This is a genomic window from Chloroflexota bacterium (assembly GCA_018825785.1).
In the GTDB taxonomy this organism is placed as follows: Bacteria; Chloroflexota; Dehalococcoidia; order JACVQG01; family JAHKAY01; genus JAHKAY01.
Map to the genome: position 1 here is coordinate 17237 of JAHKAY010000039.1, position 13676 is coordinate 30912.

Genomic DNA, 13676 nt, shown 5'->3' on the forward strand with positions numbered 1-13676 from the left:
CCTGCTATCTCTGGGGCTGGATTATGACCTTTAGGCAGTCGCGGGCCTGGGAGACAAGCTCAAAGCCCAGACCTGTCTCGGCAAGGGCCAGGCGGTGGGTTATCATCTCGGCCACCCGCACCCTCCGCTCCTGGATGAGCTTCAGGGCTACTACGGCGTCCTCCCGGGTGTTGGCATAGGATGAGGTGATGGTTATGCCGTTGTGCATTATGTTGAATAGGGGAAGGGGGATAACAGTGTCGGGCTCTACCATGCCGAAGAGGAGGACGGTCCCGCCCCTTCCCACCAGTTCCAGGGCCTGGAGGACGGCCTCCCTGGCCCCGGTGCAGACCAGAACCAGGTCCGCCAGGTAACCGTCATTTAGCTCCCGAACCCGCTCCGGAGTAGCCTCCCGGGCATCAAGGGCAAAGGCCCCGAACCTTCTGGCCGCCTCCAGCCGGTAGGTGGCTACATCGGTGGCCAGCACCCGCCCGGCCCCCAGGGCGCAGGCCAGCTGTATATGGAGCAGCCCGGCTATGCCGCTGCCCATGACCAGCACGCTCCTTCCCGGCCTCATCCCCACCAGCCTCTGGCCCCGCACCGCACAGGCCAGGGGCTCCACAAAGGTCCCCTCCTCAAAAGACACCCCTTCAGGCAGGCGATATACGCCCCGGTCCACATTGATTGCCGGCAGGCGGACATACTCCGCGAACCCCCCCGGGTCGAAGCTGGTCCGGCGCAGTGTATCGCAAAGGGTATGGTGCCCGTTTATGCAGTAATGGCAGGTATTGCAGGGGACATGGTGGTTGGCCGCAATCCGGTCGCCCGCCTTGAACTGCTTTACCCCCTCTCCCACCGCCTCAATCACCCCTGCCACCTCGTGGCCCAGCACCAGGGGGGCCTTGGCAAGGCGATACCACTCCAGCACATCGCTGCCGCAGATACCGCAGGCTTCCACCCGCATCAGGACCTCACCGGGGCCGACCGCAGGTACAGGCCGCTGCTCTACCCTTACATCCTGATTGCTGTAATAGACAGCAACCCTCATTCCGGGGCTCTTACCGCCTTTTCCTTTTCCTTTCTGAATATGTCGTGGGCCTGTTTCGGGTTGGCGTTTTCGTGGATGATGGCCCTCAGGGCCTTGACCATAGCTACCGGATAGTCATGCTGCCAGATGTTTCTCCCCAGGTTCACCCCGATAGCACCCTTCTCCATGCCGTCATGGACGAAGTTGAACACCTCCAACTCCGTGTCCACCTTGGGCCCTCCCGCTATGACCACGGGGACAGGGCAGCCATTCACTACCTTCTCAAACCCTTCGCACCAGTAGGTCTTTACGACCCTCGCCCCCAGCTCGGCAGCGATGCGACAGCACAGAGCCAGATAGCGGGCCTCCCTCTTTTCCAGCTCCTTGCCCACCGCGGTGACGGCCATTACGGGAAGGCCGTACTCCTCCCCTTCATCCACCAGCTTCGCCAGGTTTAACAGGGACTCCCGTTCATGCTCACTGCCCACAAAGATGGATATTCCCACCCCGCTGGCATTGAGGCGGAGGGCCTCCTTTACCGATGTGGTAAGCCCCTCATGGGACAGATCCTTGCCGACTATGCTGGCTCCCCCTGAGACCCTGAGGATAACGGGCTTGGTATTCTCCGGGTCGATGGCGGAGCGCAGTACTCCCCGGGTGACAAAGAGGGCGTCAAAGTAGGGGAGAAGGGGCTTCATGGTCTCACCGGGCCTTTCCAGCTTTGTAGTCGGCCCCTGAAAATAGCCATGGTCTATGGGCAAGAAAAGGCAATGGCCATCCGGCTGGATTAATCGGGCCAGGCGGTTCTTCATCCCCCAGTCCATGGGCTACCTCCTCTGTCCAATTGTGGTTCTCCCCTGCTTCAAGCCCTCGTGAAAAGCGGCGATATTCGCCTTGAGCTTCTCACTGCGGGCAAACCTCTTCTCCAACTGACTCACCAGGAGAGAAGGGGACAGGACCCCCGTGGCCTGGATGTAGGCCCCCAGGAGGACCAGGTTGGCCGCCTGGCTGTCGCCGGTGAGGGCCACGGATAGCTGGATAGCGGGCACCTTCGCGATATGGACATCCCCCCGGTCTATTCTCTGATTGAGGCCGGCGCTCTCGGTGACCACCCAGCCCCCGGGCTTCACCCGGGGCAGAAAGGACTTCAGCTGGGAGGCCTCCATAATGACAATGGCCTGGGGCCGCCATACCAGGGGCGAGGCGATGGTCTCTCTGGAGAAGACAACGGTGGCCTCGCAGGGCCCGCCCCGCTGGGCCGTGGTCATGGAGGGGAGCCAGACCGCATAGGGATACTCCTCCAGGGCGGCCTGGGCCAGGGTCAGGCCGGCCAGCATCACCCCCTGGCCCCCGATGCCGGCTATAATCACATTGTGGTTTGCCTTCACCCCTTGACCTCCACCGGTTCCCTGTCCTCCATCTCCTCCCGGCCCACATTCTTAAACTCCCCCAGGGGGAACTCGGCAAGGACTTCATCGTCAATCCATTTGATGGTCTCCAGGGGACTGAGGCGGCGGTTGGGGGGGCAGGCCACAATTATCTCCACAAAGCTGAGCCCCAGGCCCTCCATCTGCATCTGGAAGGCGGTGCGGAGGCAGCGTTTGGTGCGCTGAAAGCTGGCGGGGTCATTGACCGCCGTCCGGGCGCTGTAGCAGACACCCTTAAAGGTGGCCATAGTCTCAGCCACATGGGCGGGGAAGCCTTCCTCGTTTCCTCCCCGGCCCAGGGCGGTGGTGGAGGTCTTCTGCCCCAGGAGGGTGGTGGGCGACATCTGGCCGCCGGTAGTGCCGTAGTTGTTATTGTTGAGCATGATGATGGTTATCTTCTCCCCCCGGATGGCCGCGGAGACGGTAGAGCCTGCGCCAATGGCAAAGCAGTCCCCATCCCCCTGGACGGTGAACACCAGGGGGTACTTGAGGATGCGCTTTACGGCCGTGGCCACATCGGGGGGGCGGCCATGGGCAGCCATCACGAAGTCCATCTTCCAGAGGAAGGGGAGAAAGCTGTTGCAGCCTATCCCCACCACGGCAATAGCCTCCCCTACCAGACCCGTCTCCTCCAGCACCTGGAGAAGAGCTTCCGAGGCCACGGGCTCCTGGCAACCCGGGCAGAAAGGGATGGTGGCAAACTCCGGCCTTGTCCAGAGTGGGGAGCCCCCCGTCACCCTCACCTTCTCCATCTAGTAGACCTCCTCTATCTTCTCCAGGACCTTATCGGGGAAGACCATCCCCTGCTCCCGGGGCTCATGCCTGGCCAGCATCCCCAGGAAATGGACTTCCCCCGCGGCCATCTCCACATCCTCCAGCATCTGCCCCAGGTTATCCTCCACCACCAGGAATTTGGCGCTCTTGCAGAGCTTCCTTATAGCCTCATAGGGGAAGGGCCAGAGGGAGATGGGGCGCACCAGGCCCACCTTCATCCCCCGCTCCCGGGCAGCTTGCGTAGCCTCCAGGGCCATCCGGGCCGTAGAGCCAAAGGCTACCAGGATAAGCCTGGCATCCTCCACACAGTGGGCCTCGTAACGAACCTCGCTGGCCCTCATGGCCTTGAGCTTCCTGTCAAAAGCAGACATGAAGTCCAGATAGGTAGGGTACTGGGGGGAAGGGAAGAAACCCTGGCCTGCGCTGAGGCCCCGGCGCTGGCCATCTTGGTGGCGGGTTATCCCCTTCACCGCCCAGTCCTTGGGGGGCAATGAGCCGAAGTCCAGCGCCTTCACCTCCAGGGGCTCAGCCATCTGCCCCAGGATGGCATCGGAAAGGACCACCGTGGGGTTGCGGTATTTATCGGCCAGGTAGAAGGCGAGCTGGACATGGTCATGGAGCTCCTGGACCGACCAGGGGGCCAGGACAATATTGCGGTATCCCCCCCCTCCTCCCCCTCTGGTGGCTGAGGTGTAATCCATCTGGGAATGGCGGGTAGTGCCCACCCCCGGGCCCCCCCGGGAGACCAGCACCACCACGCAGGGCAGTTCGGCATTGGCCAGGTTGGACATCCCCTCCTGCATCAGGCCCCAGCCGGGGCTGGAGGTGGAGGTCATGGCCCTGACCCCGGTAGCGGCGGCACCGTAGAGCATGTTGATGCTGGCCGTTTCCGACTGGGACTGGACGAAGACCTTGCCCCGGGGAGGGAACTCCCGGGCAAACCACTCGGTCAGCTCATTCTGAGGGGTAATGGGATAGCCGAAGAATGCGCCACAGCCCGCCGCCAAGGCCCCCCACCCCGCCGCCTCATTGCCCTGGAGTAAGAGCCTCTGGACCATCCTAGGCCCTGGCCGGCCTTTCGGCCTCTACATATCGGAAGACCTCTATAGCCTGGTCGGGGCACATCCAGGCGCAGACGCCACAGGCGTTGCACCGGGAGGGGTCGGAGAAGAGGGGGAGGAGATAGCCCTGATGGGTGAACTTGTCCCCTGGCTGGACGATACACCCACGGGCGCAGAACCTGACGCAGTAGCCGCACCCCTTGCAGTACCGCTCGTTGATAACTATATCCCCCAGCGCCATTAGGACAATAATATATTCCAGCATTGCCCCCAGCGTCAACTTTATCCCCGGGAGCCAGGGGAGTTATAATAGGGCTATGCCCGTCCTCTACCGCAAGTGGCGCCCGCAGACCCTGACCGAGGTGGTGGGGCAGGAGCCCACCACCCGCACCCTCCTCCATGCCCTGGAGGCAGGCCGGGTGGCCCATGCCTACCTCTTTTGCGGGCCCCGGGGCACGGGCAAGACCAGCAGCGGCCGTATCCTGGCCAAGGCGGTCAACTGCCTTAACGGCGGCCGGGGGGAGCCCTGCAACGCCTGCGACATGTGCCTGGCCATCACCCAGGGCCGGGCCCTGGATGTGGTGGAGGTGGACGCCGCCAGCAACCGGGGCATTGACGAGATAAGGGACCTGCGGGAGAAAGTGGCCTATGCCCCCGGCCAGGCCCGCCGCAAGGTCTATATCATTGACGAGGTCCATATGCTCACCGACCCCGCCTCCAACGCCCTCCTCAAGACCCTGGAGGAGCCCCCGCCCTACGCCATCTTCATCCTGTGCACCACCGAGCCCCACCGGGTCCTGCCCACCATCCTCTCCCGATGCCAGCGCTTTGATTTCCGCCGCATACCCCAGGAGGCGGTGGTGGCCCGCCTGGCATATATCTGCGAAAAGGAGGGGATGGCCGCCACCTCCGAAGCCCTCAAGGCCATTGCCCGGGCCGCCACGGGAAGCCTGAGGGATGCGGAGAATATCCTGGAGCAGTCAGTGAACTACTACGGCCCCCAGATAGGGCTGGAGCAGGTCCGGGAGCTCCTGGGGCTGGAGGCGGATATCCGGGCCAAAGAGCTGGCAAAGCATATCTTGGTCCGGGACCTGAAGGGGGGCCTCTCCCTCCTCTACCAACTCCAGAAGGAAGGGGTGGACCTGAAGGCCCTCCAGCGGGGACTGGTGGAATACCTCAGGGACCTCCTCCTGATAAAAGGAGGCTCCGAGGAGGCTGTGGAGGCCACGCTTGAGGAGAGAAAGGAGATGAAGGGGCTGGTGGCCAGTGTCCCCCTGGGGTCCCTGCTCCAGGCCACCCGCCTCTTTGCCGGGCTGGACCTGCGTCAGGAATACTCGCCTCTGCCGATGGAGCTGGCCCTGGCGGAATGCGTGGCCGAGGAGCCGTCACCCCAGCCTGCCCCACGCCCCACCATTTCCCGCCCCGCCGCTCCCCACCCCGTAGCCGGGTTCGCCTCCCGGCGCGTTCCAACCCAGCCCCCCCCTGCACCTGCTCACAGGGAAATGCCTCCCGCGCCACCCCCGCCTCCGCCAGTCGTGGAGAAAGTCGAGCCTATCGCTCCACCTCCGGCCTCGGGGATAACCATAGAGTACCTGCGCCAGCAGTGGAAGGGTTTCGTCAGGTCCCTGCGGGGGGAAGGGTCCTCGGGGAACCTGGACGCCATGCTGAGGGGTGCCTGTGAGCCGGTGAGGCTGGAAGGGGACACCCTGGAGCTGGGCTTCTACTACAAGCTCCACATGGAGAAGATTGAGGACCCCAAATACCGCTTCCTGGTGGAAAAGAAGCTGAGGGAGGTCTTCGGGACCACCCTCAAAGTCAGTTGCTCCATGATGCCAAAGGAGCCCCCCCCTTCCAAGGAGCCCCTGGTCAAGACGGCCCTGGATATGGGGGCCAGGATTGTGGACGAGGAGGAAGCATGAACCCCAACTTGATGCGCCAGGCCCGGGAACTGGAGGCCAAACTGGCAAAGGCCCAGCAGGAACTGGAAAAGGCCACCGTGGAGGCCAGCACCGGGGGCGGGGCGGTGAAGATAGTCATCACCGGCCAGCAGAAGGTGCTGAAGGTCAGCATCTCCACCGAGGCCGTTGACCCCAGCGCCGTTGACCTCTTGGAGGACCTGGTCCTGACAGCGGTAAACGACGCCATCGCCCGCTCCCAGGAGCTGGCCAAACAGAAGCTCGGCTCCGTTGCCGGCTTCAAGCTGCCCTTCTAGCAGAATGTCAATCTCCGTGAGCATGGGTTCCAGGGGGTGAGGGTGACCCCTTTTCCCATTCCCACCTCGGAGCCCCTCTCCCGGCTGGTAGAGGAGCTGAACCGCCTCCCCGGCATCGGTCCCAAGACCGCCCAGCGCCTGGCCTACTACATCCTGCGGTCCCCGGGAGATGAAGCCCGAGCCCTGGCCGAGGCCATCCTGGCGGTCAAGGAGAAGGTGGTCCTCTGCTCCCGGTGCCAGAACATCACCGACCAGGATCCCTGCCTTTTCTGCCGGGACGAGAAGCGCAACCGCTCCATCATGTGCGTGGTGGAGGAGCCCCTGGACATCCTGGCCCTGGAGAGGAGCGGGGCCTACGGGGGCCTCTACCATGTGCTCCACGGTGCCCTCTCGCCCATGGACGGCATCGGCCCCGATGCCCTGAAGATAAGGGAACTACTTTCCCGGCTCCAAGACGGCGAGGTGAAGGAGGTCATCCTGGCCACCAACCCAAACCTGGAGGGGGAGGCCACCGCCCTCTACCTCCAGCGCCTCCTGTCCCCCCTGGGCCTGAAGCTCTCCCGCCTGGCCCGGGGCCTGCCCATGGGGTCGAGCCTTGAGTATGCCGATGAGGTCACCCTCACCCGAGCCCTGGAAGGCCGCCAGCCCCTCTAGACCATGCCCATACCGCGCACATATCAGACCGAGGCCGTGGTCCTGCGGGCCTATGACCTGGGGGAGGCCGACCGCCTGCTTATCATCCTCACCCCGGCCTGGGGAAAGGTCCGGGCGGTGGTGAGGGGGGCCAGAAAGCCCAAAAGCAAGCTGGGGGGACACCTGCAACCCTTCACCCATGTGGCCGTAGAGCTTGCCCAGGGGCGAAGCCTGTCCATCGTAACCGGGGCCCAGGTCCTCCACAGCTTCCTGCCCTTGAAGGAAGACCTGGTGAAGCTGGGCCAGGCATCCTATATCTGTGAGCTGGCGGATGCCTTTGCCCCTGAGGGGGAAGAGAACCGTCCCCTCTTTGACCTCCTCCTCTCCAGCCTCCGTTCCCTGGAGGAAGCTGGAGAGGGCCTCCTGCGCTACTTTGAGCTCCGCCTTCTGGGTCTCATGGGCTACGGGCCGGAGATGCGGGTCTGCCCCTCCTGCCGCACCCCCCTGGCCTCGCCGGGGCCTTTCAGCCCCTCCCTGGGGGGAAGCCTCTGCCCCGCCTGTGCCTTAAAGGAACCGGGGGCCTTCCCCCTCTCCCCAGCCGCCTTCCAGGCCCTGAGATACTTCCAGACCGCCGGCCTGGCCTCGGCCCTCAGGGTGAGGCTTGAGTCCCCTCTCCTCAGAGAATTGGGGCGGGTTTTGGGTAGCTACACCCGCTACATCCTCGAAAAGAAACCCAGGTCCGCAACCTTCCTGGAGCAACTGGATGATTTGATTGGGCCTTTACAGCCCGAGGGGAAAGGCTTATAATGGGTCACCAAAGGCGGGTTGACTGAGGGCTTTTGGCTCTCGGTTTCTTTTTAATAGGTCGGGAGGCTTTGATGCCGCAGAAACAATACTTCCTCACCCCTGAAGAGCTTGCTCGGAGAGAGAAAGAGCTGGAGCACCTCCACACGGTGCGCCGCCCCGAGGTGGCCGAGAAGATACGGCGGTCCAAGGAAATGGGCGGCACCGACCACAATGCGGAGTATGAGGATGCCAAGAATGAGCAGGCCTTCGTTGAGGGGCACATCCTGGAGCTGGAGAATGTCCTGAAGAACGCTGTTATTATCCAGCCGGGGAAGGCCGATGTGGTGAAGCTGGGCTCCCGGGTCACCGTGGTCAGCCAGGATGGCAAGCCCGAGTCCTATACCATCGTGGGCAGCACCGAGACCAGCCCCGGCGAAGGAAAGATCTCCCACCTCTCCCCTGTGGGGCGGGCCCTTCTGGGGAAGAAGAAGGGGGCGAAGGTGGAGGTCCCCGCCCCTGCTGGCACCATCCGCCTCCGCATCACCGCCATAGGGTAGTGGTCCAGCCCACCAGCCTGCGGCAGGCCCGCCTGGAAAAGCTGGAAAGGCTGCGCTCCCAGGGCGTTGACCCCTACCCCCCCCGATTCCACCGCACCCACACTATCCAGGAGGCCCTCCCCCTGGAAGGCAAAGAGACCCCGTGCCGCCTGGCGGGACGGATAACGGCCCAGAGGGAAATGGGCCGGGCCGCCTTCCTGGACATCCGGGACGGCACAGGCAAGGTGCAGGTCCTCCTCCGTCAGAACCTCTTGGGCCCGGAGAAATACGGCCAGCTCAATGAACTGGACCTGGGAGACTTTGTGGGGGTGGAGGGGAAGGTCATCCGCACCCGCACCGGGGAGCCGACCATAGAAGCCCGGGAGTTGGTGCTCCTGGCCAAGGCCCTTCAGCCCCTCCCTGAAAAATGGCACGGCCTGGTGGACACGGAAAAGCGCTACCGCCAGCGCTACCTGGACCTCATCACCAACCCCAAGACCCGCCAGACATTCCTGGTAAGGAGCCAGCTTATCTCCGCCCTGCGCCGCTTCATGGACAGCCGTGGCTTCCTGGAGGTGGAGACACCTATTTTCCAGGCCATCGCCGGTGGAGCCGCCGCCTGCCCCTTCGTCACCCACCACCACGCCCTGGACCAGGACCTCTACCTGAGAATAGCTACCGAGCTCCACCTCAAGCGCCTCCTCATCGGCGGCATGGACAAGGTCTATGAAATAGGCCGACTCTTCCGCAACGAGGGCATCTCCACCAAACACAACCCGGAGTTCACCACCATGGAGAGCTACGAAGCCTATACCGATTACCACGGTGTGATGGCCATGGTGGAGGAGATGATACCCTTCCTGGCCCGGGAGGTCCTGGGGACCACCACTATAACCTATCAGGGCCTAGAGGTCCGGCTTGACCCTCCCTGGCCCCGCCCCACCCTGCGGGAGCTCCTGAAGGAGAAGACGGGCCTGGACTCTATGGACTATCCCGATTACCCCTCCCTGAAAAGGGCCGTGGAGGAAAGGGGCCTTCTCCCGATAGAGCCGGGGCAACCCCCCAACCGGGGAAAGCTTATTGACAGGCTCCTCTCCCGCTACGGGGAGCCCGGCCTTATCCAGCCCACCTTCGTCCTGGACTACCCCCGGGAGATATCCCCACTGGCCAAGGGAAAACCTGGGGAGCCAGGGCTGGTGGAGCGCTTTGAGGCCTTCTGCGGAGGGATGGAAATAGCCAACGCCTTTACCGAGCTAAATGACCCCCTGGAGCAGCGAGAGCGCTTCCGGGAGCAGCAGCAGTTCCGGGCCGGGGGGGATGACGAAGCCGAGCTCCCCGACGAGGACTTCCTCCAGGCCCTGGAGTATGGCATGCCCCCCGCCGGGGGCCTGGGCGTGGGCATAGACCGGCTGGCCATGCTCTTCACCGACCAGCCCTCCATCCGGGAGGTCATCCTCTTCCCCCAGCTCAAGACCAAAGAAACCTAGAGAATCTCCAGCCACACCCGAGGCGATGACTTTCCACAGTACCATTGGGGCATAATTCTCCCACTTTTTTACCACTAACTTTTTGGCCCCTGGTGCGTTTCTCAGTTGACGACAAGGAGGGAATCATGAATAAGAAGGAGGGAATCTTGAAGAAGAATTGGGTTCGCGTCATTGGTGCTTTCTTGCTCCTCGCTGGCCTGGTCCTGGGGCTGGCCCCTGCCGCTGCCTTGGCCCAGGCCCAGGTGCTGGACCATGTGGTGGTCTCCCCGTCCAGCGCCACTGTCGCTGCGGGGGCGACTCAGCAGTTCTCGGCCCAGGGCTATGATGTCAGTAATGTAGCCATCCCTGGCCTGACCTATTTCTGGGCCGCGGCGGCAGCGAGCGGCGCCATCCACGCCACCAGCGGGGTGTTTACTGCAGGGAATGTCCCTGGCGTCTACCCCAACGCTGTCCAGGCCATTGTTGTCCAGAATGGCAATATCAAGTTCGGCAACGCCTCGGTGACTGTTACCGCCGTCGCCCCTACCTTGGACCACGTAACCATCGCCCCGGCGAGCGCCACACTGGCTCCCCAGGCCACCCAGCAGTTCTCGGCCCAGGGCTATGACGCCAGCAATGTGGCTCTCCCTAATCTCACCTACTACTGGTCGGTGGTGGTTGCGGGGGCAGGGATCATAACCCCGGCCGGGCTATTCACGGCGGGCACTATCCCTGGTGTCTATCCCAACGCCGTTCAGGGTATCGCCGTGCAGGGGAACGCAATAGTCAAGTATGCCACGGCCTCGGTGACTGTTACGGGTGTTACCGCCGGTGCTCTGGACCACGTTACGGTAACCCCCTCCAGCGCCACCCTGGCTCCCGGGGGCACCCAGCAGTTCTCGGCCCAGGGCTATGACGCCAGCAACGTGCCCATCCCTAACCTCGCCTACTACTGGTCGGTGGCGGTTGCGGGGGCGGGGACCATAACCCCGGCCGGGGTATTCAAGGCGGGCAGTATCCCTGGTTCCTACCCCAACGCCGTTCAGGGCATCGCCGTGCAGGGGAACGCAATCATCAAGTTCGCCACTGCCTCTGTGACCGTTTCGGGCGCTACCGCCGGTGCTCTGGACCATGTTAGGGTAACCCCCTCCAGCGCTAACGTGGCTGTGGGGGCCACCAGGCAGTTCTCGGCCCAGGGCTATGATGCTGCCAACAAGCCTATTCCTGGTCTTACCTACTACTGGTCGGTGGTGGTTGCCGGGGCAGGGACCATAACCCAGGCCGGGCTGTTCCAGGCGGGCAATGTCCCTAATTCCTACCCCAACGCCGTTCAGGCCATTGCCCTCCAGAACGGCACGGTCAAGTACGCCACGGCCTCGGTGACGGTTACAGCGGCACCACAGGCCGACGCCCTGACTTCCGGCACAAAGAGGCTCCACCTGCTGGTGGCCGCCTCCCTGAGAGGCATCGCTTTTGAGAACTTCCTGGGGGCCCAGTGGACGGTAAAGGAGAATGGCGCCACCTCTATCATCAAGGCCATCCCCGGAGTGGTCAAGGCCATCTCAAACACCTCCCTGACCCTGCTGCCAAACGGGCAGACCCAGACGGTGAGCTTCGCCCTTACTGCTGACACCCTAGTCCTGGCAAAGGACGGGCTTAAGGTTGATGAGAAGGCGGTGGTGGTCACCGTCAATGACCAGACCCGCCTGGTCCTGGAGGTCCCCATACCCAGCGTTGTCCAGTCCGCTCCCCCTGGCATCAGGAAGCAGTTGGACAAGTTGTTTGACAAGTTTGAAGACCGCTTCACTCCCCCCGGGTGGGATAAAGGCAAGAAGACGGGCTGGGACCGGGATGACGACGACGAGGACGATGACGACGATGACGACTAGCCCCTAGCCATCTTTCCCGCCTTGGCCTGCCTTCCTCCCGGAGGGCAGGCCCCTTTTTATCCCCTGGGAGAATGGCTATAATAATCCTGCCGTGCTGGATATGAGGCTCATCCGGGAAAACCCGGCCCTGGTGAAGAAGGCCCTCAGGGACAGGGGGGAGGAGGCCCCCCTTGAGGAGGTGCTGGCGCTGGACCAGGAGCGCCGAAGGCTGGTGCAAGAAACAGAGGCCCTTCAGGCCGAGCACAACCGCCAGAGCAGGGAAATAGGCCGCTTGATGTCGGCTGGATTGCATCCGGCGGCTGGACAGTTGAGAATGAAGCTGAGCCAGGTCAGCAAGAGCATAGAAAAGCTTGAAAAAGAGATTGAGCAAAACGATGCCTCGCTCCAGGACCTCCTCCTGCGCCTCCCCAACATCCCCCACCCCTCGGTGCCGGTGGGGCATGATGAGAAGGACAGCCCTATTATCCGCACCTGGGGAGAGCCAAGAGAATTCCCCTTCCAGCCCCTTCCCCACTGGGACCTGGGGCCCCGCCTGGGCATCATAGACTTTGAGCGGGGGGCGAAGCTCTCCGGGACCCGCTTCTATGTCCTGCAGGGGGCTGGCTCCCTTCTCCAGCGCTCCCTCATCAACTTCATGCTGGACCTGCACACAAGGGAGCACGGCTATAAGGAGGTCTATCTCCCCTTCATGGTGCGGGGCTACTGCCTGGTGGGGAGCGGTAACCTGCCCAAGTTCGGCGACAATCTGTACCGCGATGCCGAGGAGGACTTCTGGTTCGTCCCCACCGCCGAGGTCCCCCTCACCAACCTCCACCGGGACGAGATTCTGGAGCCGGGGGCCCTGCCCATACATTATGTCGCCTACACCGCCTGCTTCCGCCGGGAGAAGATGGCGGCGGGGAGGGACACCCGGGGCCTCAAGAGGGGGCACCAGTTTGACAAGGTGGAGCTGTACAAGTTCACCACCCCCGAAAGCTCTGACCAGGCGCTGGAGAAGATGGTGCGGGATGCCGAGGATGTCTGCCAGAGGCTGGGCATCCCCTACCGGATAAAGGAGCTTTGCACCGGGGAGCTGGGCTTTGCCTCCAGGCAGTCCTACGATATTGAGATGTGGGCCCCCGGCATGGGGGAGTGGCTGGAGGTGAGCTCCCTCTCCAGCTGCGGGGACTTCCAGGCCCGGCGGGCCAGCATCCGCTACCGCCCCGCCCCCACCGCCCGCCCCCAGTTCGTCCACACCCTCAACGGCTCCGGCCTCGCCCTCCCCCGCGTCCTCATCGCCCTCCTGGAAAACCACCAGCAGGCCAACGGCTCCGTGCTGGTGCCCGAGGTGCTCCGCCCCTATATGGGCGGGCTGGCAGCGATAGGATAACCAGAGTCTAGGCTGTGCTCAATCGCATCCTTCTAGGTGTCATCGCCTCGGTTGCCGCCATATTGTTTGCCCTTTCTGCCCTCGTCTACCCGAACTCCCTTGTTGCCATTGGCGTGGCTGCTGCGGCATTCTTTGGCGCTCTGGCTATAATTTTCTTGATACCGGCGTCCTCCCCAAAACGGGTGCAGGCCACCAAGGACAAGATTGAGAAGCTTCCGGTGCAAGCAGAGCAGCTAGTTCAACAGGTCAGGGAGATTAAGGAGGCGTTCAACGGCTGGAGGGCTGTGCCTGCTACTGAGCGCCTTAGCCGCCTGCTGACGGAACAAAGCCTGCGGGACCACCTGGCGAAGGCAGCAGAGCTGGCCAAAGCCAATAGGCACCGCGAGGCCGTAGAGCACCTGGCGGCCTGCCTGGGACCGGAGCTGGCCGCAGCCGACCGGGCTGCCATCTGCCTCCTGATGGGCAACGCCTACCTGGCAACAAGCCTGCCCGTCCAGGCGGAGGCCGCCTACCGGAA

15 protein-coding genes are annotated in these 13676 nt (G+C 63.3%); 9 read left to right on the forward strand and 6 right to left on the reverse strand.

Features of this window, described 5'->3' with window-relative positions:
- Nucleotides 1-4: 4 nt before the first annotated feature.
- Genes KJ624_06170 through KJ624_06195 form a run of 6 tightly spaced genes read right to left on the reverse strand, consistent with a single transcriptional unit; the run spans nt 5 to nt 4533 of the window.
- On the reverse strand, nt 5-1027 hold the full coding sequence (locus KJ624_06170; protein MBU2009401.1) for an alcohol dehydrogenase catalytic domain-containing protein: 1023 nt from the start codon (nt 1025-1027) through the stop codon (nt 5-7).
- Nucleotides 1024-1830 (reverse strand): 3-hydroxy-5-phosphonooxypentane-2,4-dione thiolase, encoded by an 807-nt coding sequence (lsrF, locus tag KJ624_06175; GenBank protein ID MBU2009402.1) that lies wholly within the window; start codon nt 1828-1830, stop codon nt 1024-1026. Before lsrF ends, KJ624_06170 begins: the two co-directional genes overlap by 4 nt.
- Before the next feature lie 3 nt (nt 1831-1833).
- Nucleotides 1834-2394: a 2-oxoacid:acceptor oxidoreductase family protein gene (locus KJ624_06180; GenBank protein MBU2009403.1), complete on the reverse strand. Its 561-nt coding sequence runs from the start codon at nt 2392-2394 to the stop codon at nt 1834-1836.
- Entirely contained in the window at nt 2391-3185 is a 795-nt protein-coding gene (locus tag KJ624_06185; GenBank protein ID MBU2009404.1) for a 2-oxoglutarate oxidoreductase, read from the reverse strand. Before KJ624_06185 ends, KJ624_06180 begins: the two co-directional genes overlap by 4 nt.
- Complete coding sequence (gene vorB / locus KJ624_06190) at nt 3186-4265, reverse strand: 3-methyl-2-oxobutanoate dehydrogenase subunit VorB (protein ID MBU2009405.1); 1080 nt, start codon at nt 4263-4265, stop codon at nt 3186-3188.
- 1 nt (nt 4266) lies between these two features.
- Complete coding sequence (locus KJ624_06195; protein MBU2009406.1) at nt 4267-4533, reverse strand: ferredoxin family protein; 267 nt, start codon at nt 4531-4533, stop codon at nt 4267-4269.
- A gap of 52 nt (nt 4534-4585) precedes the next feature.
- Between KJ624_06195 and dnaX the strand changes: the two genes are divergently transcribed.
- The 9 genes from dnaX to KJ624_06240 form a co-directional block, all read left to right on the forward strand.
- Nucleotides 4586-6187: a DNA polymerase III subunit gamma/tau gene (gene dnaX / locus KJ624_06200; protein ID MBU2009407.1), complete on the forward strand. Its 1602-nt coding sequence runs from the start codon at nt 4586-4588 to the stop codon at nt 6185-6187.
- A complete protein-coding gene (locus KJ624_06205; GenBank protein MBU2009408.1) occupies nt 6184-6480 on the forward strand; it encodes a YbaB/EbfC family nucleoid-associated protein in 297 nt (98 codons plus the stop codon). Before dnaX ends, KJ624_06205 begins: the two co-directional genes overlap by 4 nt.
- Before the next feature lie 57 nt (nt 6481-6537).
- Complete coding sequence (gene recR, locus KJ624_06210; GenBank protein ID MBU2009409.1) at nt 6538-7134, forward strand: recombination mediator RecR; 597 nt, start codon at nt 6538-6540, stop codon at nt 7132-7134.
- 36 nt (nt 7135-7170) lie between these two features.
- Nucleotides 7171-7920, forward strand: coding sequence for a DNA repair protein RecO (recO, locus tag KJ624_06215; GenBank protein MBU2009410.1), 750 nt, complete (start codon nt 7171-7173; stop codon nt 7918-7920).
- A 71-nt stretch (nt 7921-7991) separates the two neighbouring features.
- Complete coding sequence (greA, locus tag KJ624_06220; protein ID MBU2009411.1) at nt 7992-8456, forward strand: transcription elongation factor GreA; 465 nt, start codon at nt 7992-7994, stop codon at nt 8454-8456.
- A 17-nt stretch (nt 8457-8473) separates the two neighbouring features.
- Nucleotides 8474-9922 (forward strand): lysine--tRNA ligase, encoded by a 1449-nt coding sequence (lysS, locus tag KJ624_06225; protein ID MBU2009412.1) that lies wholly within the window; start codon nt 8474-8476, stop codon nt 9920-9922.
- Nucleotides 9923-10047: 125 nt separating this feature from the next.
- A complete protein-coding gene (locus KJ624_06230; GenBank protein ID MBU2009413.1) occupies nt 10048-11790 on the forward strand; it encodes a hypothetical protein in 1743 nt (580 codons plus the stop codon).
- Nucleotides 11791-11881: 91 nt separating this feature from the next.
- The gene (gene serS / locus KJ624_06235; protein ID MBU2009414.1) at nt 11882-13159 is read left to right on the forward strand and encodes a serine--tRNA ligase; all 1278 of its coding nucleotides are present in this window, start codon (nt 11882-11884) and stop codon (nt 13157-13159) included.
- Nucleotides 13160-13173: 14 nt separating this feature from the next.
- Nucleotides 13174-13676, forward strand: a 503-nt coding sequence (locus KJ624_06240; protein ID MBU2009415.1) for a hypothetical protein, incomplete at its 3' end; no start/stop codon positions are given.